Source organism: Streptomyces virginiae (assembly GCF_041432505.1).
GTDB lineage: Bacteria > Actinomycetota > Actinomycetes > Streptomycetales > Streptomycetaceae > Streptomyces > Streptomyces virginiae_A.
The window spans coordinates 2,428,991-2,455,796 of record NZ_CP107871.1 but is presented as its reverse complement, the minus strand read 5'-3'; the positions used below and the strand labels follow the sequence as shown (position 1 = coordinate 2,455,796).

General features: G+C 70.5%; 22 protein-coding genes. 16 read left to right on the top strand and 6 right to left on the bottom strand.

Annotated features, from left to right (window positions below):
* Positions 1 to 227 precede the first annotated feature (227 nt).
* The 13 genes from OG624_RS11500 to pgi all read left to right on the top strand — a co-directional run bounded on the left by OG624_RS11500 (position 228) and on the right by pgi (position 16,114).
* On the top strand, positions 228 to 836 hold the full coding sequence (locus OG624_RS11500; protein ID WP_033220712.1) for a papain-like cysteine protease family protein: 609 nt from the start codon (positions 228 to 230) through the stop codon (positions 834 to 836).
* A 5-nt stretch (positions 837 to 841) separates the two neighbouring features.
* A complete protein-coding gene (locus tag OG624_RS11495; protein WP_371640851.1) occupies positions 842 to 1,657 on the top strand; it encodes a hypothetical protein in 816 nt (271 codons plus the stop codon).
* Positions 1,658 to 1,945: 288 nt separating this feature from the next.
* On the top strand, positions 1,946 to 3,964 hold the full coding sequence (gene uvrC / locus OG624_RS11490; protein ID WP_033220710.1) for an excinuclease ABC subunit UvrC: 2,019 nt from the start codon (positions 1,946 to 1,948) through the stop codon (positions 3,962 to 3,964).
* The gene (rapZ, locus tag OG624_RS11485) at positions 3,961 to 4,908 is read left to right on the top strand and encodes an RNase adapter RapZ (protein WP_030720410.1); all 948 of its coding nucleotides are present in this window, start codon (positions 3,961 to 3,963) and stop codon (positions 4,906 to 4,908) included. The genes uvrC and rapZ overlap by 4 nt, the downstream gene beginning before the upstream one ends.
* Positions 4,905 to 5,969 carry a gluconeogenesis factor YvcK family protein gene (locus OG624_RS11480; protein ID WP_033220708.1) on the top strand — a complete coding sequence of 355 codons (1,065 nt, stop codon included), beginning with the start codon at positions 4,905 to 4,907 and terminating at the stop codon, positions 5,967 to 5,969. The genes rapZ and OG624_RS11480 overlap by 4 nt, the downstream gene beginning before the upstream one ends.
* Positions 5,960 to 6,955, top strand: coding sequence for a DNA-binding protein WhiA (gene whiA, locus OG624_RS11475; RefSeq protein WP_030009075.1), 996 nt, complete (start codon positions 5,960 to 5,962; stop codon positions 6,953 to 6,955). Before OG624_RS11480 ends, whiA begins: the two co-directional genes overlap by 10 nt.
* 147 nt (positions 6,956 to 7,102) lie before the next feature.
* Positions 7,103 to 10,063, top strand: a complete 2,961-nt coding sequence (locus OG624_RS11470; protein WP_033220707.1) for a M14 family metallopeptidase — start codon at positions 7,103 to 7,105, stop codon at positions 10,061 to 10,063.
* 231 nt (positions 10,064 to 10,294) lie between these two features.
* On the top strand, positions 10,295 to 11,302 hold the full coding sequence (gene gap, locus OG624_RS11465; RefSeq protein ID WP_030009077.1) for a type I glyceraldehyde-3-phosphate dehydrogenase: 1,008 nt from the start codon (positions 10,295 to 10,297) through the stop codon (positions 11,300 to 11,302).
* Between the two features lie 131 nt (positions 11,303 to 11,433).
* Positions 11,434 to 12,648 (top strand): phosphoglycerate kinase, encoded by a 1,215-nt coding sequence (locus tag OG624_RS11460; RefSeq protein ID WP_033220705.1) that lies wholly within the window; start codon positions 11,434 to 11,436, stop codon positions 12,646 to 12,648.
* Between the two features lie 6 nt (positions 12,649 to 12,654).
* Positions 12,655 to 13,431, top strand: a complete 777-nt coding sequence (gene tpiA, locus OG624_RS11455) for a triose-phosphate isomerase (RefSeq protein WP_030720400.1) — start codon at positions 12,655 to 12,657, stop codon at positions 13,429 to 13,431.
* 130 nt (positions 13,432 to 13,561) lie between these two features.
* Positions 13,562 to 13,792 (top strand): preprotein translocase subunit SecG, encoded by a 231-nt coding sequence (secG, locus tag OG624_RS11450; RefSeq protein WP_030720398.1) that lies wholly within the window; start codon positions 13,562 to 13,564, stop codon positions 13,790 to 13,792.
* 181 nt (positions 13,793 to 13,973) lie between these two features.
* On the top strand, positions 13,974 to 14,309 hold the full coding sequence (locus OG624_RS11445) for an RNA polymerase-binding protein RbpA (RefSeq protein WP_010352468.1): 336 nt from the start codon (positions 13,974 to 13,976) through the stop codon (positions 14,307 to 14,309).
* Positions 14,310 to 14,458: 149 nt separating this feature from the next.
* Positions 14,459 to 16,114 (top strand): glucose-6-phosphate isomerase, encoded by a 1,656-nt coding sequence (gene pgi / locus OG624_RS11440; RefSeq protein WP_033220789.1) that lies wholly within the window; start codon positions 14,459 to 14,461, stop codon positions 16,112 to 16,114.
* Between the two features lie 64 nt (positions 16,115 to 16,178).
* On the opposite strand, the gene pgl is transcribed toward pgi, so the two are convergent.
* The 5 genes from pgl to tkt form a co-directional block, all read right to left on the bottom strand.
* A complete protein-coding gene (pgl, locus tag OG624_RS11435; RefSeq protein WP_033220701.1) occupies positions 16,179 to 16,961 on the bottom strand; it encodes a 6-phosphogluconolactonase in 783 nt (260 codons plus the stop codon).
* A gap of 151 nt (positions 16,962 to 17,112) precedes the next feature.
* Positions 17,113 to 18,153 carry a glucose-6-phosphate dehydrogenase assembly protein OpcA gene (opcA, locus tag OG624_RS11430; RefSeq protein WP_033220699.1) on the bottom strand — a complete coding sequence of 347 codons (1,041 nt, stop codon included), beginning with the start codon at positions 18,151 to 18,153 and terminating at the stop codon, positions 17,113 to 17,115.
* On the bottom strand, positions 18,150 to 19,676 hold the full coding sequence (gene zwf, locus OG624_RS11425; protein ID WP_030720386.1) for a glucose-6-phosphate dehydrogenase: 1,527 nt from the start codon (positions 19,674 to 19,676) through the stop codon (positions 18,150 to 18,152). Before zwf ends, opcA begins: the two co-directional genes overlap by 4 nt.
* 5 nt (positions 19,677 to 19,681) lie before the next feature.
* Complete coding sequence (gene tal / locus OG624_RS11420) at positions 19,682 to 20,800, bottom strand: transaldolase (RefSeq protein WP_033220694.1); 1,119 nt, start codon at positions 20,798 to 20,800, stop codon at positions 19,682 to 19,684.
* A 35-nt stretch (positions 20,801 to 20,835) separates the two neighbouring features.
* On the bottom strand, positions 20,836 to 22,923 hold the full coding sequence (tkt, locus tag OG624_RS11415) for a transketolase (RefSeq protein ID WP_033220692.1): 2,088 nt from the start codon (positions 22,921 to 22,923) through the stop codon (positions 20,836 to 20,838).
* Positions 22,924 to 23,254: 331 nt separating this feature from the next.
* Between tkt and OG624_RS11410 the strand changes: the two genes are divergently transcribed.
* The 3 genes from OG624_RS11410 to OG624_RS11400 all read left to right on the top strand — a co-directional run bounded on the left by OG624_RS11410 (position 23,255) and on the right by OG624_RS11400 (position 25,802).
* Positions 23,255 to 24,196: a heme o synthase gene (locus OG624_RS11410; protein WP_161294016.1), complete on the top strand. Its 942-nt coding sequence runs from the start codon at positions 23,255 to 23,257 to the stop codon at positions 24,194 to 24,196.
* 15 nt (positions 24,197 to 24,211) lie between these two features.
* Positions 24,212 to 24,586, top strand: a complete 375-nt coding sequence (locus OG624_RS11405) for a hypothetical protein (protein WP_033220688.1) — start codon at positions 24,212 to 24,214, stop codon at positions 24,584 to 24,586.
* 124 nt (positions 24,587 to 24,710) lie between these two features.
* The gene (locus OG624_RS11400; RefSeq protein WP_033220686.1) at positions 24,711 to 25,802 is read left to right on the top strand and encodes an amidohydrolase family protein; all 1,092 of its coding nucleotides are present in this window, start codon (positions 24,711 to 24,713) and stop codon (positions 25,800 to 25,802) included.
* Positions 25,803 to 26,035: 233 nt separating this feature from the next.
* On the opposite strand, the gene OG624_RS11395 is transcribed toward OG624_RS11400, so the two are convergent.
* Positions 26,036 to 26,806 (bottom strand): transposase family protein, encoded by a 771-nt coding sequence (locus tag OG624_RS11395; RefSeq protein WP_266446460.1) that lies wholly within the window; start codon positions 26,804 to 26,806, stop codon positions 26,036 to 26,038.

Below are 26,806 nucleotides of genomic sequence, written 5' to 3'. Positions count from 1 at the left end.
ACTCCTTCGTGAACGTTCACACGGGCCGGCGCGGGGGATCGCGGCGGTGGCTCCGGGAGACCAGGTGACACGGCAGCAACCGTTCACACCGCAGCCCCACCGTTCACATAGCAATGTCACCGCGTATTGAAGCGTGTTGACCTGATCGCGACAACTCCCTGATGCTCCTGAACAGCGTCCGGACGCGCTCCTCCACCCCCCCCACACCCCACATCGGGAGGAACGCGATGCGCAACCGAAACAGGCGGCGATCCCCAGCCGCCTGCCTCACCGCCGTACTCACCGCCCTGCTGTTCGCCCTGCCCCTCGGCACCGGCACCGCCGCCGCTGCCGAGGCCGGCACCGACTCCGCCCTCGCCACCAAGCGGCTGAACATCACCATGCAGGCCCAGACGAAGACCAACTGGTGCTGGGCCGCCGGTGGCAACACCATCGCCACCTGGTTCGGCCGGAACCACAGCCAGAACCAGTTCTGCAACGCCGCCTTCAACCGCCAGCAGGGCAGCGAATGCCCCAACAACCAGGCCACCCTCGGCAACGTCCAGACCGGGCTGCGCTGGGCGGGCATCAACCCCGGCTCCTACGTGACCGGCTGGCTCCAGTACTCCACCGTCCAGACCGAGATCAACGCCAACAGGCCGATCGAGACCCGCATCCAGTGGTCGAACGGCGGCGGCCACATGCACGTCGTGTACGGCTACGACACCACGAACAACTGGGTCTACTGGGGTGACCCCTGGCCCTCCAGCGACCGCTACAACTGGGCCTCCCACGCCTGGTACGTCGACAACAGCACCTTCTCCTGGACCCACTCCCTCTACCGGATCGGGGCGTGACCGCCATGACCCAGCGCGCCGCCACCGCCGCCGCAGCCGCGGTCCTCGCCGCCACCGCCCTCCTCGGCCTCGCCCCGCAGGCCGCCGCGGCCCCCGCGAGCCCGGTGCCCCAGCCGCAGTCCGCCACCGCCGAGAACAAGGCCGCCGCCGCGCAGGCGGCCACCGCCCCCGACACCCTGGCCACCCTCTCCCGCTTCTTCGCCCGGGAAGGCAAGGTCTCCCTCACGGCCGCGCGGCCCCGGATCGAGGGCGAGGCGATACCGGTCAACCACCTCTCCCCGGAGTTCGTCGCGGGAAGAGCGAGCGCACCCGTCGCCCGCCTGGAATTCCTCGCCGGCAAGGCCGTCTCCTCGGACGGGCAGCAGGCCGCGCTGTGGATCGCCCGGACGGAGGCCGGCTGGCAGGTCGTGAACATCGCCACCGGCGACGACGAGTTCCGCTACGCGCAACTGGGCGCGGCGAAGCTGCCCGGCGGGACGGTGTTCCGGGAGCCGCAGATCGACGCCTGGTACGTGGCCGGGGGGAGCCGGGTGCTGCCGCTGGACGAGGACGCGGTACGGGCCGTGGGCGCCGACGGGACGACCCTGGCCGCGTATCGCGTGCGTGTCGCCCGGGCGTACGGGGACAAGCTCCCCGGCTCCGCCTACGCCGAGGGCGGGATGGCGGGAGGCTACGCGGAGGCGGAGGCCGTGCCGGCAGCTGTGGCCGCCGACGCCGAGGGTGCGGGGGTGCCATGGGCGGCAGGGGCCGGTGCGCTGGTGCTCGGGGTGCTGGGCGTTGCCGCCGTCCGGCGGTCCCGCCGGGTGGGCGCGCGGGCCTGAGCGGCTGGTCTCCGCCCGCAGGGCCCGGCCCGACCCCCACCTCGGGGCCGGGCCCTGCGGGCGGCTCCCCCCGCCCCACCCTCTCGCCGTCTCCCGGGCTCCGCCCGGACCCGCGCCTCAAACGCCGGCGAGGCTGGATCTGCCCGGCGGGGCCGTTCGTCCCGGCGGGGCTGGAGGGTCGGGCTCCGCACGGGACCCGCGCAGCTACGCGCAGCGTGGCGTCCGGATCCGCGGACCGCGCCGGAGGCGTACGGTCCGTTGTCGGTGCGCGCAAGTAGGGTGGTTGGCATGGCCGACCCTTCCAGCTATCGCCCCGAGCCGGGCCAGATCCCGGACTCACCGGGGGTCTACAAGTTCCGCGACGAGCACCGTCGGGTGATCTACGTCGGGAAGGCCAAGAGCCTGCGCCAGCGCCTGGCCAGCTACTTCCAGGACATCGCCGGCCTGCACCCCCGTACCGCCACCATGGTGACCACGGCAGCCTCCGTCGAGTGGACCGTGGTGTCCACCGAGGTCGAGGCGCTGCAGCTGGAGTACTCCTGGATCAAGGAGTTCGACCCCCGGTTCAACGTCAAGTACCGGGACGACAAGAGCTACCCCTCCCTCGCCGTCACCCTCAACGAGGAGTACCCGAGGGTCCAGGTCATGCGGGGACCCAAGAAGAAGGGCGTGCGGTACTTCGGCCCGTACGGGCATGCCTGGGCGATCCGCGAGACCGTCGACCTGATGCTCCGGGTCTTCCCGGTACGGACCTGCTCCGCGGGCGTGTTCAAGCGGTCCGCGCAGATCGGCCGCCCCTGCCTGCTCGGCTACATCGGCAAGTGCTCCGCCCCCTGCGTCGGCAAGGTCACCCCCGAGGAACACCGCGAACTGGCCGAGGACTTCTGCGACTTCATGGCCGGCCGCACCGGCGCCTACCTCTCCCGGCTGGAGAAGGAGATGCACATCGCGGCCGAGGACATGGAGTACGAGAAGGCCGCCCGGCTGCGCGACGACATCGGGGCCCTGCGCCGGGCGATGGAGAAGAACGCCGTCGTCCTCGCCGACGCCACCGACGCCGACCTGATCGCCGTGGCCGAGGACGAGCTCGAAGCCGCCGTGCAGATCTTCCACGTACGCGGCGGCCGGGTCCGCGGCCAGCGCGGCTGGGTCACCGACAAGGTCGAGGCCGTCGACACGGCCGGGCTCGTCGAACACGCCCTCCAGCAGCTGTACGGCGAGGAGAAGGGCGAGGCCGTGCCCAAGGAGGTGCTGGTCCCCGCCCTCCCCGAGGACACGCCGGCGCTGAGCCAATGGCTTGCTGAGCGCCGGGGGTCCCAGGTCAGCCTGCGGATACCGCAGCGCGGCGACAAGAAGGCCCTGATGGAGACCGTGCACCGCAACGCGCTCCAGTCCCTCGCCCTGCACAAGACCAAGCGCGCGAGCGACCTCACCACCCGCTCCCGGGCCCTGGAGGAGATCGCCGAGGCCCTGGACCTCGACAGCGCCCCGCTGCGCATCGAGTGCTTCGACATCTCCCACCTCCAGGGTGACGACGTCGTCGCGTCCATGGTCGTCTTCGAGGACGGGCTGGCCCGCAAGAGCGAGTACCGGCGCTTCCAGATCAAGACCTTCGAGGGGCAGGACGACGTCCGCTCCATGCACGAGGTGGTCTCCCGACGCTTCCGCCGCTACCTCCAGGAGAAGCTGAAGACGGGGGAGTGGGACCCCGAGGAGGGCGAGGACGCCGCCGGTTCGGTCCCGGAGGACGACGGGCGGCCCAAGCGGTTCGCGTACCCGCCCCAGCTCGTCGTGGTCGACGGCGGACAGCCGCAGGTCGCCGCCGCCAAGCGGGCCCTGGAGGAGCTCGGGATCGACGACGTCGCCGTGTGCGGCCTGGCCAAGCGGCTGGAGGAGGTCTGGCTGCCCGGCGAGGACGACCCCGTCGTGCTGCCGCGCACCAGCGAGGGCCTCTACCTGCTCCAGCGGGTGCGTGACGAAGCCCACCGGTTCGCCATCCAGTACCAGCGGAACAAACGCGGCAAGCGCCTGAAATCCGGCCCGCTGGACGAGGTGCCCGGCCTCGGCGAGAGCCGCAAGCAGGCCCTGATCAAACACTTCGGTTCGGTGAAGAAGCTGAGACAGGCGACAATCGACCAGATCTGCGAGGTCCCGGGCATAGGTCGTAAGACGGCCGAGACCGTGGCCGCGGCCCTCGCCCGGGCGGTTCCCGCCGGTCCTGCCGTCAACACGGCCACAGGAGAGATCATTGAGGATGAGACCCCCGCGCCAGCGGGAGCATCGTCCGAACGGGGGACCGAGCAATGACCGAGCACGAGACCACGCACGACCGAGACGGAGCACAGGTGAGTACGGGCACGACAGTGGAGCCCGGCGAGACCGCCGAGGCGGCCATCCCCGAGCTGGTGATCATCTCCGGCATGTCCGGGGCCGGCCGCAGTACGGCGGCGAAATGTCTGGAGGACCTCGGCTGGTTCGTCGTCGACAACCTCCCGCCGGCCCTGATCCCGACCATGGTCGAGCTCGGCGCGCGCTCCCAGGGCAACGTGGCGCGCATCGCCGTCGTCGTCGACGTCCGCGGCCGCCAGTTCTTCGACGCCCTGCGTGAGTCCCTCGCCGACCTCGACAGCAAGGGCGTCACCCGCCGCATCGTCTTCCTGGAGTCCTCCGACGACGCGCTGGTCCGCCGCTTCGAGTCGGTCCGCCGCCCGCACCCCCTCCAGGGCGACGGACGCATCACCGACGGCATCGCCGCCGAGCGCGACCTGCTGCGCGAGCTGCGCGGCGACGCCGACCTGGTGATCGACACCTCCAGCCTGAACGTGCACGAGCTGCGCGCGAAGATGGACGCCCAGTTCGCGGGCGACGAGGAGCCCGAGCTGCGGGCGACCGTCATGTCCTTCGGCTACAAGTACGGCCTCCCCGTCGACGCCGACCTCGTCGTCGACTGCCGCTTCATCCCCAACCCGCACTGGGTCCCGGAGCTGCGCCCCTTCACCGGGCTCAACGAGGAGGTGTCGGGGTACGTCTTCAGCCAGCCCGGCGCCAAGGAGTTCCTCGACCGCTACACCGAGCTGCTCCAGCTCATCGCCACCGGCTACCGCCGTGAGGGCAAGCGGTACGTGACCATCGCGGTCGGCTGCACGGGCGGCAAGCACCGCAGCGTGGCCATGTCCGAGAAGCTCGCCGCCCGCCTCGCCTCCGAGGGAGTCGAGACCGTCGTCGTCCACCGGGACATGGGGCGCGAGTGACCTCACGGACCCCGCGGCTGAGCCGCCTGCGCCGCCTCACCCCGGGACGGGGCGAGGACGGCGTGGGCCGCTCCGGCCGCTCCGGCCGCCGACGCGGTGCCACCCCCAAGGTGGTGGCGCTCGGCGGCGGCCAGGGCCTGTCGGCCTCCCTCGCCGCCCTGCGCCGGATCACCGGTGACCTCACCGCCGTGGTCACCGTCGCCGACGACGGCGGGTCCAGCGGCCGGCTCCGGGAGGAGCTCGGCGTGCTCCCGCCCGGCGACCTGCGCAAGGCGCTGGCCGCGCTGTGCGGTGACGACGACTGGGGCCAGACCTGGGCCCGGGTCATCCAGCACCGCTTCCAGTCCGAGGGCGACCTGCACGGGCACGCCGTCGGCAATCTGCTGATCGTCGCCCTGTGGGAACAGCTCGGCGATCCCGTCCAGGCCCTCGACCTGGTCGGGAAGCTGCTCGGCGCGCAGGGCCGGGTACTGCCGATGTCGGCGGTGCCGCTGGAACTCCAAGCCCTGGTCAGAGGGCACGACCCGGCCCGCCCCGAGGACGTGGACACCGTCCGCGGACAGGCCACGGTGGCACTGACCCCGGGCGAGGTGCTCTCCGTACAGGTGGTGCCGAGCGACCCGCCGGCCGTGCCGGAGGCCGTCGCCGCGGTCCTGGACGCCGACTGGGTGGTGCTCGGTCCGGGGTCCTGGTTCTCCTCGGTCATTCCGCACCTGCTGGTGCCGGAACTGCTCGACGCGCTGATGGAGACGAAGGCCCGGCGGGTGCTCTCGCTGAACCTCGCGCCGCAGCCCGGCGAAACAGAGGGCTTCTCTCCGCAGCGTCATTTGGAGGTTTTGGCCCGACACGCCCCTAAACTCGCCCTGGACGTGGTGCTGGCCGACGAGGCCGCCGTGCCCGACCGCGAGTCCCTCGCCGATGCCGCGAAACGGTTCGGTGCCGCGGTCGAGCTGGCCCCCGTGGCCAGGCAGGACGGTTCTCCGAAGCACGATCCGGAGCTGCTGGCCGCCGCGTACGACCGTATTTTTCGGATGCATGGAAGGATCGGCCCATGGCGATGACGCCTGCGGTGAAGGATGAGATCTCCCGCCTGCCTGTCACCCGGACCTGCTGCAGGAAGGCGGAGGTCTCGGCGATCCTTCGGTTCGCGGGCGGGCTGCACCTGGTGAGCGGCCGCATCGTCATCGAGGCGGAGCTGGACACGGGGATCGCCGCCAGACGCCTGCGCAAGGACATCCTGGAGATCTTCGGCCATTCCTCGGACCTGGTGGTGATGGCCCCCGGCGGACTGCGCCGCGGCAGCCGTTACGTGGTCCGCGTCGTGGCCGGCGGTGACCAGCTGGCGCGCCAGACGGGCCTCGTGGACGGCCGCGGCCGCCCCATCCGGGGTCTGCCCCCGCAGGTGGTCTCCGGGGCCACCTGCGACGCGGAGGCGGCCTGGCGCGGTGCCTTCCTGGCCCACGGCTCGCTCACCGAGCCGGGCCGGTCCTCCTCCCTGGAGGTCACCTGCCCCGGCCCGGAGGCCGCCCTGGCCCTGGTGGGCGCCGCCCGCAGGCTGTCCATCGCCGCCAAGGCACGCGAGGTGCGCGGCGTGGACCGGGTCGTGGTCCGCGACGGCGACGCGATCGGCGCCCTGCTGACCCGGCTCGGCGCGCACGAGTCGGTGCTGGCCTGGGAGGAGCGGCGGATGCGGCGCGAGGTGCGCGCCACGGCCAACCGCCTCGCCAACTTCGACGACGCCAACCTGCGCCGCTCGGCCCGGGCCGCGGTGGCCGCCGGAGCCCGCGTGCAGCGCGCGCTGGAGATCCTCGGCGAGGAGGTCCCCGAGCACCTCGCCGCGGCCGGCCGGCTGCGCATGGAGCACAAGCAGGCCTCCCTGGAGGAGCTGGGCGCGCTCGCCGACCCGCCGCTGACCAAGGACGCGGTCGCCGGCCGGATCCGCCGCCTGCTGGCGATGGCCGACAAGCGGGCCCAGGACCTCGGCATCCCGGGCACCGAGTCGAACCTCGACCTCAGCGAGGAGATGGCCGACAACATGGCCGGCTAGGCCCTCCGGCTCGTTCGGTACGGCTGAAGGGGCTCGCGCGATCACTCGTGCGGGCCCCTTTGCCGCACGCCCCATTGACATGAGCATGGGCCGGTCTTGAGTCTGGCGTCCGAACGCTTTCGTGGCAGACGACGCCCAGGGGGGCACATGAGTCACCGCGCGAGATCGATCCTCGCCGCAAGCGCACTCGTCTTCGGAACCACACTCGCCGTGCTACCCGCCGCGGCGCAGGCCCAGCCGGTACCCGGCGCCGCATCCGGCGCCGACGAGGTACGGGTCTACGACGCCGACATCACCCGGGAACAGGTCCCGCTCGTCCTCGCCGCGGGGCAGGACGCGCACGAGCTCACCGAGCGGGCCCCGGAGACCGGGACGGCCCACGTCGAGCTCTTCCTCAGCGGCGCCCAGGCCGAGGAACTCGCCGCCCAGGGCGTCAAGCTGGCCGAGCGCAAGGTTCCCGCCCAGGGCCTCGCCCGTACCAAGGCCGCCGGGGACGGGGTGTTCCGCCCGTACAGCGGCAAGGGCGGTCTCCAGGAGGAGATCCTGCGCACCGCGCAGGAGAACCCGGGGCTCACCAAGGTCGTCTCCATCGGCAAGACCGTCCAGGGCAAGGACATCCTCGCCCTGAAGGTCAGCAAGAACGCCAAGAAGACCAAGGACGGCGACAAGCCGTCGGTCCTCTACATGTCCAACCAGCACGCCCGTGAGTGGATCACCCCCGAGATGACCCGGCGGCTGATGCACCACACCATCGACAACTACGGCAAGGACCAGCGGATCACCAAGCTGGTGGACTCCAGCGAGCTGTGGTTCCTGCTCTCCGCCAACCCGGACGGGTACGACTACACGCACGCGGCCGACGGCCAGCGGCTGTGGCGCAAGAACCTGCGCGACAACAACGGCGACGGGAAGAGCGGCCCCGGCGACGGGGTCGACCTCAACCGGAACTTCGCCTTCAAGTGGGGTTACGACAACGAGGGCTCCTCGCCGAACCAGGCGAACGAGACCTACCGCGGCCCGAGCGCCTCCTCCGAGCCGGAGACCGTCGCCCTCGACCGCTTCGAGAAGCGCATCGGTTTCGACTACGCCATCAACTACCACTCCGCCGCCGAGCTGATCCTCTACGGCGTGGGCTGGCAGGTCGCCACCCCCACCCCCGACGACATCGCCTACAAGGCACTCGCCGGCACCCCGGAGAACCCCGCCGTCCCGGGCTACTACCCGCAGGTCTCCTCCGAGCTCTACACCACCAACGGCGAGGCAGACGGCCACGCCTCCAACGTCAACGGCATCATGATGTTCACGCCGGAGATGACCACCTGCCAGACCGCCTCGGCGAGCGACCCGAACGATCAGTGGAAGCCCGAGGACTGCGCCTCCGGCTTCAACTTCCCGGACGACGAGAAGCTCATCCAGGCGGAGTTCGCCAAGAACATCCCCTTCGCGCTCTCCGTCGGCGAGAGCGCCGCGACCCCGGACCGGCCCAAGTCCTCGCTGGGCCTGACCGCCGCCGACTTCACCGTGGACGCCTTCGCCACCTCCTACGTCGCCCGTGGCGAGGACCAGACGGTCTCCGTCACCGCCCGCAAGGCACTGAAGGACAAGGAACTCAACTTCCGGATCAACGGCGGCCGCACGCACGACGAGGACCTCACGCCCTGGAAGGGCGGCGAGGTCTACGGCGGCGACGACAACAACTGGTTCGACGAGTACCGCGCCGAGGTCGACGGAGCGAAGCCCGGCGACAAGGTCGAGGTCTGGTTCACCGGCCGCGACCGCTCGGGCAAGCAGGTCGCCAGTGAGCACTTCACGTACACGGTGGCCGAGCGGCCGCGCGCGGACGTGCTGGTGATCGCGGAAGAGGGCGCCAAGGCCCAGCACGCCCAGACCTACGTCGACGCCCTGCGCGCCAACGGCAGGTCGGCGGCGGTCTGGGACGTCGCCGTCCAAGGCGTCCCGCACCACCTCGGGGTCCTCTCCCACTTCGGTACGGCCGTCCACTACACGGGGGCCAAGACCCCCGGCGGCGACACCCAGTTGGCGGTGCGCGACTTCCTGAACGAGGGCGGCAAGCTGATCGAGGCCGGTGAGCTGGCGGGCGGCAACGCCCAGGTCGGCCGCGCCGTGACCAACGACTTCAGCCAGTACTGGCTCGGCGCCTACAGCCGCACGAGCACCGCCGGAGCCACCGGCTTCGCCGGCGCCGGCGCGCTGAACGGCGCGCGGGGCACCGTCGGGGACGCCGCGGGCAACCCGCTGAACGCCCCCGGCGGATACACCGTGACCTCCGAGACCCTGGCACCCGCGCAGTTCCCGCAGTTCAGGAGCGCCCAGGCGGGAGCCTTCACCGGGGTCGTGAACCCGTACGCCCCCTACGCCGGTACCGGCATGGCCGCGGCCCTGCACACCGACGACGACTGGAAGCGCCTCGTCCGCACGATCGACCTCACCGGGGTCACCGCGGCCGACCTGCCGCAGCTGAAGTTGGCGCTCAACTGGAACGTCGAGGAGGGCTACGACCATGCCGCGCTGGAGGCCCGGACCGCCGGCGGCGACGACTGGACCACCCTGCCGGACACGGGCGGTCTGAGCAGCTCGACCGTCCCGGAGGAGTGCGCGGCCGGGTTCTTCGTCAACGGCCACCCCTTCCTGCGCCACTACCTCACGCTCGACGCCGCCGGCTGCTCCCCGCAGGGCACCAGCGGAACGTGGAACAGCTTCACCGGATCCTCCGGCGGCTGGAAGCAGGTCTCCTTCGACCTGAGCGCCTACGCCGGCAGGACCGTTGAGCTCTCCCTCTCCTACATCACCGACCCGGGCTCGGGCGGCCGCGGCGTCTTCGCGGACGAGGCGCGCCTCTCCGTCAGGGGCGCAGACCAGCCCGTGGAGGGATTCGAGACGTCCCTGGGGGCCTGGACGGCCCAGCCGGCACCCGCCGGAAGCCCCGAAGTTGCCGGCGACTGGGCCCGGTCCGGGGAACTGTTCAAGTCCTACGCTGCGGTGACTACGCGTGACACGGTGTTGCTGGGCTTCGGCCTGGAACACATGCCCACCGCGGCGGACCGTGCCCTACTCGTCGGTAAGGCACTGCGCACACTGCACCGCTGATCGAAGTCCCGTTTCCCACTCACCCTGAGTGACGGGATCGAAGTCCGTGGGTCCCGTTCGGGAGTGTCCGGAACGGGACCCACGCGGGAGTACCCCCGGGAAGTAGGGGGAGTGTCAGGCCCCGACCGATGTCACCCAAAAGCTCACGGAGAGGTAGGGTCGTAAGCGGTCGGGGACATCCCATACAGCTCGCCGGCGCTCTTACCGGCGCACCAACGAGGAGATCGGTTCGTGACGATCCGCGTAGGCATCAACGGTTTTGGCCGAATTGGCCGCAACTATTTCCGGGCGCTCCTGGAGCAGGGAGCGGACATCGAGATCGTCGGTGTCAACGACCTGACTGACAACGCGACCCTGGTGCATCTGCTCAAGTACGACACCATCCTGGGCCGCCTCAAGGCCGAGGTCTCCCACACCGACGACAGCATCACCGTCGGCGGCCAGACCTTCAAGACCTTCGCCGAGCGTGACCCCGCCAACCTCCCCTGGGGAGAGCTGGGCGCCGACATCGTCATCGAGTCGACCGGCATCTTCACGAAGAAGGCCGACGCCGCCAAGCACATCGCGGCGGGCGCGAAGAAGGTCCTCATCTCGGCTCCGGCCAAGGACGAGGACATCACCATCGTGATGGGCGTCAACCACGACAAGTACGACGCGGCCAACCACCACGTCATCTCCAACGCCTCCTGCACCACCAACTGTGTGGCGCCGATGGCCAAGGTCCTCGACGAGAACTTCGGCATCGTCAAGGGCATGATGACGACGGTCCACGCGTACACGAACGACCAGCGCATCCTGGACTTCCCGCACTCGGACCTGCGTCGCGCCCGCGCCGCGGCCGAGAACATCATCCCGACCTCCACCGGTGCCGCCAAGGCCACCGCGCTGGTCCTCCCGCAGCTCAAGGGCAAGCTCGACGGCATCGCCATGCGCGTCCCGGTCCCGACCGGCTCGGTGACCGACCTGGTGCTGGAGCTCTCCCGCGAGACCACGGTGGAAGAGATCAACGCGGCCTTCCAGAAGGCTTCGGAGGGGCAGCTCAAGGGCATCCTCGACTACACCGAGGACGCGATCGTCTCTTCCGACATCGTGAACTGGCCCGCGTCCTGCACCTTCGACTCCTCCCTGACCATGGTTCAGGACGGCACGCAGGTGAAGGTCGTCGGTTGGTACGACAACGAGTGGGGCTACTCCAACCGTCTCGTCGACCTCACCGTCTTCGTCGGCGGTCAGCTCTAAAAACGTAGGGCAAGGCACCACGATGTGAAGCACAGGGTCCGAGCAGCGCAACGATGCGCCGCACGGGCCCTGTTGCTTGCCTCGTTATCCTTCCTCGCCCTTCGAGTGAAGGCTCAAAGGAGTAGAAATACATGAAGACGATCGATGAACTGCTCGCCGAAGGCGTCAAGGGCAAGCGGGTCTTCGTCCGCGCGGACCTGAACGTCCCGCTGGCCGAGGGCACCATCACCGACGACGGCCGCATCCGCGCCGTCCGTCCCGCGATCGCGAAGCTCGCCGAAGCCGGCGCCCGCGTCATCGTGGCCTCCCACCTGGGCCGGCCCAAGGGCACCGGCGTCGAGCCGGCGTTCTCGCTCGCCCCGGCCGCCACCCGCCTCGGCGAACTGCTCGGTGCGGACGTGGCGTTCGCCACCGACACCGTCGGCGCCTCCGCCAAGGAGACCGTCGCGGCTCTCACCGACGGCCAGGTCGCCGTCATCGAGAACCTGCGCTTCAACGCCGGCGAGACGTCCAAGGACGACGCCGAGCGCGGCGCCTTCGCGGACCAGCTCGCCGAGCTCGCCGACGTCTACGTCGGCGACGGCTTCGGCGCCGTGCACCGCAAGCACGCCTCGGTCTTCGACCTGCCCGCCCGCCTCCCGCACGCGGCCGGCTACCTCATCGCCACCGAGGTCGGCGTCCTGAAGAAGCTGACCGCCGAGGTCGAGCGCCCGTACGTGGTGGTCCTGGGCGGCGCCAAGGTCTCCGACAAGCTCGCCGTCATCGACGAGCTGCTCGGCAAGGCCGACCGCATCCTCATCGGCGGCGGCATGGCCTACACCTTCCTCTACGCCAAGGGCTACGAGGTCGGCATCTCCCTGCTCCAGAAGGACCAGGTGGAGGTCGTCAAGGAGTACATGAAGCGCGCCGAGGAAACCGGCGTCGAGCTGGTCCTCCCGGTCGACGTCCTGGTCTCCGCGGAATTCCCGGACCTCAAGGGCAAGACCCCGGCCGACTTCACGGTCGTCGACGCGGACAAGATCCCCGCCGACAAGGAGGGCCTGGACATCGGCCCGAAGACGCGTGAGCTGTACGCGTCGAAGATCGCCGACGCCAAGACCGTCTTCTGGAACGGTCCGGTGGGCGTCTTCGAGCACCCCGACTACGCCGGGGGCACCACGGCCGTCGCCCAGGCCCTGCTCGACAGCAGCGCCTTCACCGTCGTCGGCGGTGGCGACAGCGCCGCCGCGGTCCGCATCCTGGGCTTCGACGAGAATGCATTCGGCCACATCTCGACCGGTGGCGGCGCCTCCCTCGAATACCTCGAGGGCAAGACGCTCCCCGGCCTCGCCGCCCTGGAGGGCTGAACCCGTATGACCACGCGCACCCCGCTCATGGCGGGCAACTGGAAGATGAACCTCAACCACCTCGAGGCCATCGCCCACGTCCAGAAGCTCGCCTTCGCCCTCGCCGACAAGGACTACGACGCCGTCGAGGTCGCGGTCCTGCCGCCCTTCGTCGACCTCCGTTCCGTCCAGACCCTGGTCGACGGCGACAAGCTGAAGATCAAGTACGGCGCTCAGGACATCTCCGCGCACGACTCCGGTGCCTACACCGGTGAGATCTCCGGCCCGATGCTGTCGAAGCTGAAGTGCACGTTCGTGGCCGTCGGCCACAGCGAGCGCCGCCAGTACCACGGCGAGACCGACGAGATCTGCAACGCCAAGGTCAAGGCCGCCTACCGGCACGGGATCACCCCGATCCTGTGCGTCGGCGAAGGCCTGGACGTCCGTAAGGCCGGCGAGCAGGTCGCCTACACCCTGCGCCAGCTCGACGGCGGCCTGGAAGGCGTCCCGGCCGAGCAGGTCGAGTCCATCGTGATCGCCTACGAGCCCGTCTGGGCCATCGGGACCGGCGAGGTCGCCACCCCCGACGACGCCCAGGAGGTCTGCGGGGCGATCCGCGGCCGCCTCGCCGAGCTGTACTCGCAGGAGCTGGCCGACAAGGTCCGCATCCAGTACGGCGGCTCCGTGAAGTCCGGGAACATCGCGGCGATCATGGCCCAGCCCGACGTCGACGGCGCCCTGATCGGCGGCGCCGCGCTGGACGCGGAGGAGTTCGTCAAGATCGTCCGCTTCCGCGACCAGTGAGTATGCGGTAGGGCGGATCCGTCGTACCCTTGCGGGGGCCAGAGGCTGATGCATCAGCCCCTGGCCCCCGTGCACATCTCGCAAAGCCGGAAAGCCCGAAAAAGCCAGAAAGTAGGAATCAGCCGTGATTATGGGGTTCTCGATCGCCCTGATCGTCTTCAGCGCCCTGCTGATGCTGCTCGTGCTGATGCACAAGGGCAAGGGCGGCGGCCTCTCCGACATGTTCGGCGGCGGTATGCAGTCGTCGGTCGGCGGTTCCTCCGTCGCGGAGCGCAACCTCGACCGCATCACCGTGGTCGTCGGTCTGCTGTGGTTCGCGTGCATCGTCGCGCTCGGCCTGCTGACGAAGTCGAGCACCTGACCGTTCTGGCCATTCCGGCAGTCCGGTCGGCACCGCCCGGCCTATCATGAGGGTCGGCGTTCATCGCGTGGAATCAGTAACTCCGCTCACTGGACGTGCGTTGGGCCTTACGTAGACTTGGGCGCTCCGCGGCGGAATTCCACTCACCTTCCGCGGCACCATCACGCAGGGAGTTACGACCGTGGCAAGTGGCAACGCGATCCGTGGTAGCCGGGTCGGAGCGGGGCCGATGGGTGAGGCGGAACGCGGCGAGTCCGCGCCCCGTCTGCGCATCTCCTTCTGGTGCTCGAACGGGCACGAGACGCAGCCGAGCTTCGCCAGCGACGCGCAGGTGCCCGACACCTGGGACTGCCCGCGCTGCGGGTTCCCGGCCGGTCAGGACCGGGACAACCCGCCCGCGCCGCCGCGCACCGAGCCGTACAAGACGCACCTGGCGTACGTACGGGAACGGCGCTCGGACGCCGACGGCGAGGCGATCCTCGCCGAGGCGCTCGCCAAGCTCCGCGGCGAGATCTGAGCCGGCTCGAAGAGTGTGACGTGAGGCCCGGTCCCACAGGAACTTCTCCTGTGGGGCCGGGCCTCTTTGTGTGCGTTCTGCTGCTTCTGATCCCTTAAGTTGGAGCCGGCGGGGCACGACAGGACGGAAGAAGTGGGTTGATGTCCGAGATGAACGCAGGCAGCCGTACCAAGCTGACCCGGACGCCCGAGTGGCTGGCACTCGGCAAGCACCGGGAGGAGTTCGGGCAGACGCATCTGCGGGAACTGTTCGAGGAGAATCCCGGCCGCGGCGCCGGCTACACCCTGCAGGTCGGAGACCTGCACATCGACTACTCGAAGCACCTCGTCACCGACGAGACGCTCGCGCTGCTCCACGAGCTGGCCGACGCCACGGGCGTGGCGGAGCTGCGCGAGGCGATGTTCCGCGGCGAGAAGATCAACACGACCGAGGACCGGGCGGTGCTGCACACCGCCCTGCGCGCACCGGCCGACGCGGTCGTCGAGGTGGACGGCGAGAACGTCATCCCCGAGGTGCACGCCGTTCTCGACAAGATGGCGGCCTTCTCCGACCAGGTCCGGTCGGGCGCGTGGACCGGCTTCACCGGCAAGCGCATCCGCAACGTCGTCAACATCGGCATCGGCGGCTCCGACCTCGGCCCGGCCATGGCCTACGAAGCCCTGCGCGCCTTCACCGACCGCGATCTGACGGTGCGCTTCGTCTCCAACGTCGACGGCGCCGACCTGCACGAGGCCGTGCGGGGCCTGGACCCGGCCGAGACGCTGTTCATCATCGCCTCCAAGACCTTCACCACCATCGAGACCGTCACCAACGCCACCTCGGCGCGTGGTTGGCTGCTCGCCGGTCTGGGCGGCGACCAGGCCGCCGTGGCCCGGCACTTCGTGGCGCTGTCCACCAACGCGGAGAAGGTCACCGACTTCGGCATCGATCCGGCCAACATGTTCGGGTTCTGGGACTGGGTCGGCGGACGCTACTCCTTCGACTCCGCCATCGGCCTCTCGCTGATGATCGCGATCGGCCCGGACGCCTTCCGCGAGATGCTCGGCGGCTTCCACGCCATGGACGAGCACTTCCGTACGGCGCCCGCGCACGAGAACGCGCCGCTACTGATGGGCCTGTTGGGGATCTGGTACGGCGCCTTCTTCGACGCGCAGTCGCACGCGGTGCTCCCGTACAGCCACTACCTCTCGCGGTTCACGGCGTACTTGCAGCAGCTCGACATGGAGTCCAACGGCAAGTCCGTGGACCGCGACGGCAACCCGGTGGAGTGGCAGACGGGCCCGGTGGTCTGGGGCACGCCCGGCACCAACGGACAGCACGCCTACTACCAGCTGATCCACCAGGGGACGAAGGTGATCCCCGCGGACTTCATCGGCTTCGCCCGGCCGGTGGCGGAGCTGGAGGCCGCCCCGGCGGCCCAGCACGACCTGCTGATGGCGAACTTCTTCGCGCAGACCCAGGCGCTGGCCTTCGGCAAGACCGCCGACGAGGTGCGTGCCGAGGGCGCCCCGGAGTCGTTGGTCCCGCACAAGACCTTCCGCGGGAACCACCCGACGACCACCATCCTGGCCGGGGAACTCTCCCCGTCGGTGCTGGGCCAGCTGATCGCGCTCTACGAGCACAAGGTGTTCGTCCAGGGCGCGGTGTGGAACATCGACTCCTTCGACCAGTGGGGCGTCGAGCTCGGCAAGGTGCTCGCCAAGCGCGTCGAGCCCGCGCTGAGCGAGGGAGCGGACGTGCCGGGGCTGGACGCCTCGACGAAGGCCCTGGTGGCCACGTACCGGAAGCTGCGCGGCCGCGGCTGACCCGAACGTGTGAAGGGCCCGCCTCCCGGTACCGGGAGGCGGGCCCTTCACACGTCGGCCGCCGTCAGGAGGAGGCCGGGGGGTACATCCCGGTCGGGAGCTTGGCCGCCGCAGCGCGGTCCAGGAGCCACAGGGTGCGGGAGCGGCCGTACGCCGCCGCGGCCGGGGCCTGGACCCCGCCCGCGCCGCCGAGGGCCAGGGAGACCGCCCCGGCCTTGTCCTCGCCCGCGGCCAGCAGCCAGACCTCACGGGCTGCCCGGATCGCCGGGAGGGTGAGCGAGATCCGGGTGGGCGGGGGCTTCGGGGCGCCGTGCACGCCGACCACCGTGCGCTCGGTCTCGCGGGCCGCCGGGTGCTCCGGGAACAGCGAGGCCACGTGCGTGTCCGGGCCCACGCCCAGCATCAGCACGTCGAAGGTGGGGACCGGACCGTGGTCCTCCGGGCCGGCCGCCTTCGCCAGCTCGGCCGCGTAGGCGGCCGCCGCGGCGTCCACGTCGCCCCCGTACGGGCCGTCGGACGCGGGCATCACGTGCACGCGGGCGGGGTCCACCGGGACCGCGTCCAGGAGGGCCTCACGGGCCTGGGTGTGGTTGCGCTCGGGGTCGTCGGCGGGGACGTAACGCTCGTCGCCCCACCAGAGGTCCAGCAGGGACCAGTCGATCGCGTCCCGCGCGGGGGCGGTGGCCAGGGCCGCGAGCAGGCCGTTGCCGTTGCGTCCGCCGGTGAGGACGACGGACGCGGTGCCGCGGGCCGTCTGCGCGTCCACGATCTTGGTGATGAGCCGGGCCGCGGTGGCCTGAGCCATCAGTTCCTTGTCCCGGTGGACGACGACCTGGGGAGTCGTCATACCCATGTGCTGCCGCCTTGTCGGTAGATCGGGGGTGCGGGTGTCGCTGCGCGGCCCCGGTCCTCAAACGCCGGACGGGCTGAAATACAGCCCCGCCGGCGTTTGAGGCGCGGGGTCCGGGGCGGAGCCCCAGCAAGGTCCCGCAGGGGTACTACTTGGCCGCGGTCTTCTTCGTCGGCTTGGCGGCCGGCTTCGAGGGCTCGGCCTTGGCCGGAGCTGCGGCCTCGGCCTTGGCGGGAGCCTCGGGCTCCGCCGGCTCCGAGACCGACGCCTCCAGCCGCGCCACGCCGAACTTCAGCGAGGCCTCGTACGTGTTGTCCGGGTCCAGCCTGCGCAGCTCCTCCGCCAGGAGCTCGGCCGTGTCGCGGCGCTTGAGCGCCACCGCACGGTCGGGCTGCCCCGGCATGCACAGCGTGGCCAGCGCGCCGTCCGCCCGGTCCAGGACGATGTCGCCGTCCTTGGTGGACAGGCGTACGGCCGTCAGGCCCGGGCCCGACGACAGCGTGCGCCTGACGGGGACCTGGAGCCGGTCCGCCAGCCACATGGCCAGCAGTTCGCAGCTCGGGTTCTCGTCCTCGCCCTCGACGGTCGCCGAGACGACCGACAGGGCCTGCTGGTCCAGCGCCGCGGCCAGCATGGAACGCCACGGGGTGATCCGGGTCCACGACAGGTCGGTGTCGCCGGGGGCGTACGCCCCCGCCCGGCCGCCGAGCGCCCTGATCGGGTCCTCGCAGGAGTACGTGTCCGTGATCCGGCGCTGCCCCAGCGCACCCAGCGGATCGCCCGCCAGGTCCGCGGGAGCACCGTCCGGCCACCAGACGACCACGGGGGCGTCCGGCAGGAGCAGCGGGAGAACCACCGACTGGGCGTGGTCGACCAGTTCGCCGTGAAGGCGGAGCACAACCGTTTCCCCGCTGCCGGAGTCCGCCCCGACGCGGACTTCCGCGTCGAGCCGGGCGTCGCGGCGGCTGCGTGGCGAGCGGCTGGCCCGCTTGATGACGACGACGATCCGCGAGGGGTGTTCGTGGGACGCGTCGTTCGCCGACTTGAGCGCGTCGTACGCGTTCTCCTCGTCGGTCACGATCACCAGCGTGAGGACCATGCCGATGGCCGGCGTGCCGATGTCCCGGCGTGCCTGCACCATCGCGGCATTGATCTTGCTGGAGTTGGTCTCCGTGAGGTCGATCTTCATGGCCGGCGCCAGCTCCGTCCGTCTCGTGCGAGCATCTCGTCCGCCTCGACCGGCCCCCAGGTGCCCGACGGGTACTGCGCGGGCTTGCCGTGCTTGTCCCAGTACTCCTCGATCGGGTCGAGGATGTTCCAGGACAGCTCGACCTCCTGGTGACGCGGGAAGAGGTTCGCGTCGCCGAGGAGCACGTCGAGGATCAGTCGCTCGTACGCCTCGGGGCTCGACTCCGTGAAGGACTCGCCGTAGGCGAAGTCCATCGTCACGTCCCGGACCTCCATGGAGGTGCCCGGAACCTTGGAGCCGAAGCGGACCGTCACGCCCTCGTCCGGCTGGACCCGGATGACCAGGGCGTTCTGCCCCAGCTCCTCGGTCGCGCCCGACTCGAACGGCAGGTACGGGGCCCGCTTGAAGACGACCGCGATCTCGGTCACCCGGCGGCCCAGGCGCTTGCCCGTCCGCAGGTAGAACGGGACGCCCGCCCAGCGGCGGTTGTTGATCTCCAGGCGGATGGCCGCGTAGGTGTCGGTCTTCGACTTGGGGTCGATGCCGTCCTCTTCGAGGTACCCGACGACCTTCTCGCCGCCCTGCCAGGCCGCCGAGTACTGGCCGCGCACGGTGTGCTTGCCCAGGTCCTCCGGCAGCTCGACGGCGGTCAGCACCTTGAGCTTCTCGGCCACCAGCGCCTTGGGGTGGAAGGAGCCGGGCTCCTCCATCGCGGTCAGCGCGAGCAGCTGCAGCAGGTGGTTCTGGATGACGTCACGGGCCGCGCCGATGCCGTCGTAGTAGCCGGCCCGGCCGCCGATGCCGATGTCCTCGGCCATGGTGATCTGCACGTGGTCGACGTACGACCGGTTCCAGATCGGCTCGAACATCGTGTTGGCGAAGCGGAGCGCCAGGATGTTCTGGACGGTCTCCTTGCCGAGGTAGTGGTCGATCCGGAAGACCTCGTCACGCGGGAAGACCTCGTGGACGACCTTGTTCAGTTCCTCGGCGCTCTTCAGGTCGTGTCCGAAGGGCTTCTCGATGACGGCACGCCGCCAGGAGCCCTCCTTCTGCGCCAGCCCGTGGTCCTTGAGCTGCTGGACCACCTTGGGGAAGAACTTCGGCGGGACGGACAGGTAGAAGGCGAAGTTGCCGCCCGTGCCCTGTGCCTTGTCCAGCTCCTCTATGGTCGCCTTCAGGGTCTCGAAGGCGGCGTCGTCGTCGAAGTCGCCCGAGACGAAACGGCAGCCCTGCACGAGCTGCTGCCACACTTCCTCGCGGAAGGGCGTCCGGGAGTGCTCCTTGACGGCGTCGTGGACCACCTGCGCGAAGTCCTCGTCCTGCCACTCGCGGCGGGCGAACCCGATCAGCGAGAAGCCCGGCGGGAGCAGGCCTCTGTTGGCCAGGTCGTAGACGGCAGGCATCAGCTTCTTGCGCGACAGGTCACCCGTAACGCCGAAAATGACCAGGCCGGACGGCCCCGCGATACGCGGGAGCCGCCGGTCCTGTGCGTCACGAAGCGGGTTCGCTCCGTTTACAGACAAGGTGTTCAGGCCTCCGTGGGGGCGAGGCGCTCAAGCTCCGCCTCGGTCGACTTCAGCAGGTCGTTCCAGGACGCCTCGAACTTCTCGACGCCCTCGTCCTCGAGCAGCTGCACCACATCGTCGTACGAGATGCCCAGCTTCGCGACCGCGTCGAGCTCGGCGCGCGCCTGCTCGTAGGTGCCGCGCACGGTGTCGCCCGTGATCTGCCCGTGGTCGGCGGTGGCCTCCAGGGTGGCCTCCGGCATGGTGTTCACCGTGTTCGGGGCGACCAGGTCGTCCACGTACAGGGTGTCCTTGTACGCCGGGTCCTTGACGCCGGTCGAGGCCCACAGCGCACGCTGCTTGTTGGCGCCGACCCGCTCCAGGGCGGTCCAGCGCTCCGAGGCGAAGACCTCCTCGTAGGCCTCGTAGGCCAGACGGGCGTTGGCGAGCGCCGCCTTGCCCTTGAGGGCCTTCGCCTCGTCGGTGCCGACCGCGTCGAGGCGCTTGTCGATCTCCGAGTCCACGCGGGACACGAAGAAGGAGGCGACCGAGTGGATCAGCGAGAGGTCCAGGCCGGCGGCCTTGGCCTTCTCCAGACCCGACAGGTACGCGTCCATGACCTCGCGGTAGCGCTCCAGCGAGAAGATCAGCGTGACGTTGACGCTGATGCCCTTGCCGATGACCTCGGTGATCGCCGGCAGGCCGGCCTTGGTCGCCGGGATCTTGATGAGCGTGTTCGGGCGGTCCACCAGCCAGGCGAGCTGCTTGGCCTCGGCGATGGTCGCCGGGGTGTTGTGCGCCAGGCGCGGGTCGACCTCGATCGACACACGGCCGTCCTGGCCGTCGGTGCGGTCGTAGACCGGGCGCAGGATGTCGGCGGCGTCCCTGACGTCCGCCGTCGTGATCATGCGCAGGGCCTCTTCCACGGTGACCTTGCGGGTCGCGAGGTCGGTGAGCTGCTGCTCGTAGCCCTCGCCGCCGCTGATGGCCTTCTGGAAGATCGCCGGGTTGGTGGTGACACCGACCACGTGCGACTGGTCGATGAGCTCGGCCAGGTTGCCGGACGTGATGCGCTTGCGGGACAGGTCGTCCAGCCAGATCGCGACGCCTTCGTCGGAGAGGCGCTTGAGTGCGTCTGTCATGGGATTACATCTCCTACTTGGGTTGCGTACCGGCGTCAGCGCGCGGCGGCGGCGAGGGATTCGTTGGCGGCGGCCACGACGTTCTCGGCGGTGAAGCCGAACTCGCGGAAGAGCACCTTCGCGTCGGCCGAGGCACCGAAGTGCTCCAGCGAGACGATCCGACCGGCGTCACCGACGTAGCGGTGCCAGGTCAGGCCGATGCCCGCCTCGACCGCGACACGGGCCTTCACCGACGGCGGCAGGACGCTGTCCTTGTACTCCTGGTCCTGCTCCTCGAACCACTCGACGGACGGCATCGAGACGACCCGGGTGGGAACACCCTGCGCCTGGAGCTGCTCGCGGGCCTCGACGGCCAGGTGCACCTCGGAGCCGGTACCGATGAGGAGGACCTGCGCCGGGCCGCCCTCGGCCTCGAACAGGACGTACCCGCCCTTGGCGGCCGCCTCGTTGCGCTCGTAGGTCGGCACACCCTGGCGGGTCAGCGCGAGGCCGTGCGGGGCGCCCTTGCCGAAGACCTTGGTGTGGCGGCGCAGGATCTCGCGCCAGGCGATGGCGGTCTCGTTGGCGTCGGCCGGACGGACGATGTTCAGGCCCGGGATGGCGCGCAGCGAGGCGAGGTGCTCGACCGGCTGGTGGGTCGGGCCGTCCTCGCCCAGACCGATGGAGTCGTGCGTCCACACGTACGTCACCGGCAGGTGCATCAGCGCGGAGAGGCGGACGGCGTTGCGCATGTAGTCGGAGAACACCAGGAAGGTGCCGCCGTAGATGCGGGTGTGGCCGTGCAGGGCGATGCCGTTCATGGACGCGGCCATGGCGTGCTCGCGGATGCCGAAGTGGATGGTGCGGCCGTACGGGTCGGCCTCCGGCAGCGGGTTCCCCACCGGCAGGAACGAGGAGTCCTTGTCGATGGTGGTGTTGTTCGAGCCGGCCAGGTCGGCCGAGCCGCCCCACAGCTCCGGGATGACCGCGCCGAGCGCGCCGAGGACCTTGCCGGAGGCGGCGCGGGTGGCGACACCCTTGCCCGCCTCGAAGACGGGGAGCTTGTCCTCCCAGCCCGCGGGCAGCTCGTTGGCGTTGATGCGGTCGAACTCGGCGGCGCGCTCCGGGTTGGCGGTGCGCCAGGCGGAGAACTCCTTCTCCCACTCGGCCTTGGCCTCGCGGCCGCGGTCGAGGGCCTTGCGGGTGTGGGCGATGACCTCGTCGGAGACCTCGAAGGTCTTCTCCGGGTCGAAGCCGAGCACGCGCTTGGTGGCCGCGACCTCGTCGTCGCCGAGCGCCGAGCCGTGGGCGGCCTCGGTGTTCTGGGCGTGCGGGGCGGGCCAGGCGATGATCGAGCGGGCCGCGATGAAGGACGGGCGGCCGGTCTCGGCCTTGGCGGCCTGGAGGGCGGCGAAGAGCGCCTTCGGGTCGAGGTCGCCGTTCTCCTGCTGCTCGACGCGCTGGACGTGCCAGCCGTACGCCTCGTAGCGCTTCAGGGTGTCCTCGGAGACGGCCGTCTCCGTGTCACCCTCGATGGAGATGTGGTTGTCGTCCCACAGCAGGACGAGGTTGCCGAGCTTCTGGTGGCCGGCCAGCGCGGACGCCTCGTGCGAGATGCCCTCCTGGAGGCAGCCGTCGCCCGCGATCGCGTAGATCATGTGATCGAACGGGGAGGTGCCGGGGGCGGCCTCCGGGTCGAACAGGCCGCGCTCGTAGCGCGATGCCATGGCCATGCCCACCGCGTTGGCGATGCCCTGGCCGAGGGGGCCGGTGGTGGTCTCGACGCCCTTGGTGTGGCCGTACTCCGGGTGGCCCGGGGTCTTGGAGCCCCAGGTGCGGAACGCCTCGAGGTCCGCCAGCTCCAGCCCGAACCCACCGAGGTAGAGCTGGGTGTAGAGCGTCAGGGACGAGTGCCCCGCGGAGAGCACGAAGCGGTCGCGGCCCACCCACTCGGGGTCCGCCGGGTCATGCCGCATCACCTTCTGGAAGAGGGTGTACGCGGCGGGGGCCAGGCTCATCGCCGTACCGGGGTGGCCGTTTCCGACCTTCTGGACCGCGTCAGCGGCCAGGATGCGGGCGGTGTCGACGGCCCGCTGGTCCAGTTCGGTCCACTCGAGCTCTGTGGTGGTCGGCTTGGTGCTCACCGTGGGTCAGGGCTCCTCTCCACATGTTTGTATCCCGGTGACGAACGGTGCACCGGCGATTCCGAGCCTACCCCCGCAACGGCGTGCAGCTATTCGAGTGCAGGCAGTCCGTCACCGCGCCGCCGACCCCGGTTCACCCGCCCACGGGTATCCGGTGTGGCCCGTGCCCCGTATATATGCACGGTCCGATCGGCCCAACACGAAGCGACCCCGGCGCGGGGCGACGTAAGCGCAACGTCTACAGTGGCGTGGTACGCGCAAGCCTTAACCGGGCCTTCATGTTGTGAACGGCCCGAGTCGGAGCTTGCTGGATTCTCTCTCAGGGGTGTGCGTGACGGCCGTCGAATCCCGTCCAGCGGGGGTGCTCGGGACGAGCCCCGGTCAGCGGCCGCTCGGGACCCGCGTCATGGCTTTCGTGGCATTGACCAAGCCGCGGATCATCGAACTTCTGCTGATCACCACAGTGCCGGTGATGTTCCTCGCCGAGCAGGGTGTGCCGTCGCTGTGGCTGGTCCTCGTGACCTGCTTCGGCGGCTACTTGTCGGCCGGTGGCGCCAACGCGCTGAACATGTACATCGACCGGGACATCGACGCACTGATGGACCGGACCTCGCAGCGCCCGCTGGTGACCGGCATGGTCAGCCCGCGGGAGTGCCTGGCCTTCGGTCTCACCCTCGCGGTCGTCTCCACGCTCTTCTTCGGCCTGCTCGTCAACTGGCTGTCGGCGGCGCTGTCACTCGGGGCGCTCCTCTTCTACGTCGTGGTCTACACGATGCTGTTGAAGCGGCGCACCGCGCAGAACATCGTCTGGGGCGGCATCGCCGGCTGCATGCCGGTGCTGATCGGCTGGTCGGCCGTCACGAACACGGTCTCCTGGGCCGCGGTCATCCTCTTCCTCGTCATCTTCTTCTGGACGCCGCCGCACTACTGGCCGCTCTCGATGAAGGTGAAGGACGACTACGCGCGCGCCGGCGTGCCGATGCTCCCGGTCGTCGCGGGCAACAAGGCCGTGTCGCGCCAGATCGTCCTCTACAGCTGGGTGATGGTGGCGGTCTCGCTGCTGCTGACCCCGCTGGGGTACACCGGCTGGTTCTACACCGCGGTCGCGCTGGCCGCGGGCGGCTGGTGGCTGTGGGAGGCGCACGCGCTGCACGCACGCGCCAAGGCGGGCGTCACGGGCGGCAAGCTCAAGGAGATGCGACTGTTCCACTGGTCGATCACCTATGTGTCGCTGCTGTTCGTGGCGGTGGCCGTGGATCCCTTCCTCCGTTGATTACTCGCCGGTAGCATGGCTTCCATGGGAGACACCGCAGACACCGCCGCCGCGGACACCGCAGGCGCCGCGGAGAAGAAGCAGGACCGTAAGGCCGCGAAGCTGGCCAAGCAGATCGGCGCGTTCGCCAAGCAGCACGGCGGCGTCGAGGGCCAGCTCGCCCACATCGGCCAGGCCGGTACCCGGATCGTGCTCGTGGGCACGGACGGCGGCTGGGGCGACCTGGTGGCCCCCACCTTCACCGTGGCGCAGCTGGCGGCGGAGAAGGCCGGACTGACCCTGCACGACGAGTTCGACGGGGAGTTCGCCGCGCGCGTGCGCACCGGTCCGTACGAGTGGACGCGGATGGCCGGCATCCAGATCGGCGGACCCGAGAACCCCGCGGCCTAGGCCGACGAGCGCGTCCGGGGACCGGGAGTGTTGCTCGGTCAACAGCCCGAGCAACACCTCACACCCCGCTCACCCGTTAGGACGTGTGGAAGCCCCTTCCTCACGTCCGCAACGGGATGCCCGGATGATCGAAACGCCGCCCTTGGTGGACCAGTACTGCCACGGAGTACTCCGTACGGAGCTGGGCCTGGGTACCTTCGAGGCCCTGCTGATGCGCTCGGCCGGCCCGCCCGCCGCGGGCACCACCTTCTTCGACACGCAGACCGGCTTCGCGGTGCGCCGCTGGTGCCCGCCGCTGCTCGGGCTGGAACCGCACGCCGCCCCCGCCCGCTACCTGGCGCGGCGGCGCGAGCTGGGCGCGGCCGAGACCGCCCGGCGGCTGCTGAGGGGGTCGGGCGTCGCGGCCTATCTGGTCGACACCGGGATGCCCGGAGACCTCACCGGGCCCAAGGAACTGGCGCTCGCCGGGGACGCCGAGGCCTTCGAGTCGGTCCGGCTGGAGTTACTGGCCGAGCAGGTCGCCGACACCTCCGGGACGGTGGGCGCCTTCCTCGCGAACCTCGCCGAAGCCGTCCACCACGCCGCCCGCGGGGCCGCCGCCTTCAGCTGTGCCACGGCCTTCACCGGCGCGGACACCCCGGCCGTCGCCCAGGAGCCGCCCGGCCCCGGGGCGGTGCGCGGGGCGGCCGGGCGGTGGCTGGCCCGGCGGCCGCGGGGCGGAGCGGTGGGGGACCCCGTACTCCTGGCCCACCTGCTGTGGAGCGCGGTGGCGACGGGGCTGCCGCTCCAACTGCACACGGACGAGGCCGAGCCGGCCGCGCTGACCGGGTTCGTACGGGCCACCGCGGGCCTCGGGACCCGGCTGGTGCTGCTCGGCGGATACCCGCACCACCGCCGCACCGCGCAGCTCGCGGCGGCCTTCCCGCACGTCTACGCCGATACGGGCACGGCCCTCGGGCGGACGGGGGCGCGGGCCGCGGCGGTCCTGGCGGAGCTGCTGGAGATCGCTCCGTTCGGGAAGGTGCTGTTCTCCAGCGGTGGCCGGCAGCTGCCCGAACTGCACGCGGTGGGCGCGCTGGTGTTCCGCGAGGCGCTGGGCCGGGTGCTGGGTGGCTGGGCCGCGGAGGGTTCCTGGTCCTGGCGGGACGCGGAACGGGTGGCCGCCCTGGTCGCGGCGGGCAACGCCCGCCGCGTCTACCGCCTGGACACGCCCTAGGGCGTGTCCGCGAAGTCCCGCCTGCCCCGCGGCGCCCGGCACCGCACCTCGCCGCGTTGTCGGGGCGCCCGAGTACGTCCAGTACACGGGCGCCCCTCCGCCTTGCGATGTACGGCACCGGACGCCGCGGGGCCCGCCCTTCGGGCGGCCGGCGCTACTTTGCGGACACGCCCTAAAGGTTGTTGCAGAAGGTTGGGTGCGGGCAGGTCTGCGTGTGAGTGGACCTGCCTGGTTCACCGTGTCATGGCGAGGTTGTGCATGGTGGCGACGGCCTGGACGGCGTGGTGGAGGCCGTCTCCTTTCTGGCGGCAGTCGCGGAGGATCTTCCAGTTCTTCATGCGGGCGAAGGTGTGCTCGACGCGGGCGCGGACCCGTCGGTGTTCGGCGTTGTCCTCCTCCTGACCGCGCAGGAGGGGACGTCCAGCACGTTTGCGGTGCGGGACGATCAGCCCGGTGCCCAGGTAGGCGCCGTCCGCGATCACTGTGGTGCCCGCCGCCTTCGCGGGTAGACCGGACTCGCGCCAGACGTGGGCGTCGGCCTTGTTCCCGGGCGCGGGCCGCGCCGAGGCGACGACCAGGCGGGTGTCGGCGTCGATGATGACCTGCACGTTCGCCGAGAACCGGTAGTTGCGGGAGGAGGCGGCGACCTGCCGGTCGCGGACCGGGATGAGGGTGCCGTCCACGATCCACAACCGGTCCGCATCGGCGACCGGCCGCGGGGCCGGCTCCAGGGCCAGCAACGGCCCGAGCCGCTGGATCACCCTGCAGACCGTGGCCGGGGAGACCCCGAACAGCGGGGCGAGCTGCCGCATCGTGAGGTTCGTGCGGTAGTACACCGCCACCAGCAGGACCCGGTCCGCCAGCGGCAGGCACCACGGCCGACCACCACCGGGACCGTTCCCGCCCCGCTCCCGCACCACCTTCACCAGCTTGACGAACCGGTCCATCCGCAAGCCCGTGAACGTCTCCACCCACACCGACTCAGCGCACAACACCCCACCCAT

Coding starts and splice junctions, on each gene's coding strand:
- OG624_RS11395 (WP_266446460.1), bottom strand. CDS start 26,806: ATGGGTGGGGTGTTGTGCGCTGAGTCGGTGTGGGTGGAGACGTTCACG.
- opcA (WP_033220699.1), bottom strand. CDS start 18,153: ATGAAGATCGACCTCACGGAGACCAACTCCAGCAAGATCAATGCCGCG.
- rapZ (WP_030720410.1), top strand. CDS start 3,961: ATGACCGAGCACGAGACCACGCACGACCGAGACGGAGCACAGGTGAGT.
- pgi (WP_033220789.1), top strand. CDS start 14,459: ATGAACGCAGGCAGCCGTACCAAGCTGACCCGGACGCCCGAGTGGCTG.
- pgl (WP_033220701.1), bottom strand. CDS start 16,961: ATGACGACTCCCCAGGTCGTCGTCCACCGGGACAAGGAACTGATGGCT.
- tpiA (WP_030720400.1), top strand. CDS start 12,655: ATGACCACGCGCACCCCGCTCATGGCGGGCAACTGGAAGATGAACCTC.
- OG624_RS11460 (WP_033220705.1), top strand. CDS start 11,434: ATGAAGACGATCGATGAACTGCTCGCCGAAGGCGTCAAGGGCAAGCGG.
- tal (WP_033220694.1), bottom strand. CDS start 20,800: ATGACAGACGCACTCAAGCGCCTCTCCGACGAAGGCGTCGCGATCTGG.
- OG624_RS11400 (WP_033220686.1), top strand. CDS start 24,711: ATGATCGAAACGCCGCCCTTGGTGGACCAGTACTGCCACGGAGTACTC.
- OG624_RS11495 (WP_371640851.1), top strand. CDS start 842: ATGACCCAGCGCGCCGCCACCGCCGCCGCAGCCGCGGTCCTCGCCGCC.
- OG624_RS11500 (WP_033220712.1), top strand. CDS start 228: ATGCGCAACCGAAACAGGCGGCGATCCCCAGCCGCCTGCCTCACCGCC.
- secG (WP_030720398.1), top strand. CDS start 13,562: ATGGGGTTCTCGATCGCCCTGATCGTCTTCAGCGCCCTGCTGATGCTG.
- OG624_RS11470 (WP_033220707.1), top strand. CDS start 7,103: ATGAGTCACCGCGCGAGATCGATCCTCGCCGCAAGCGCACTCGTCTTC.
- whiA (WP_030009075.1), top strand. CDS start 5,960: ATGGCGATGACGCCTGCGGTGAAGGATGAGATCTCCCGCCTGCCTGTC.
- uvrC (WP_033220710.1), top strand. CDS start 1,946: ATGGCCGACCCTTCCAGCTATCGCCCCGAGCCGGGCCAGATCCCGGAC.
- OG624_RS11405 (WP_033220688.1), top strand. CDS start 24,212: ATGGCTTCCATGGGAGACACCGCAGACACCGCCGCCGCGGACACCGCA.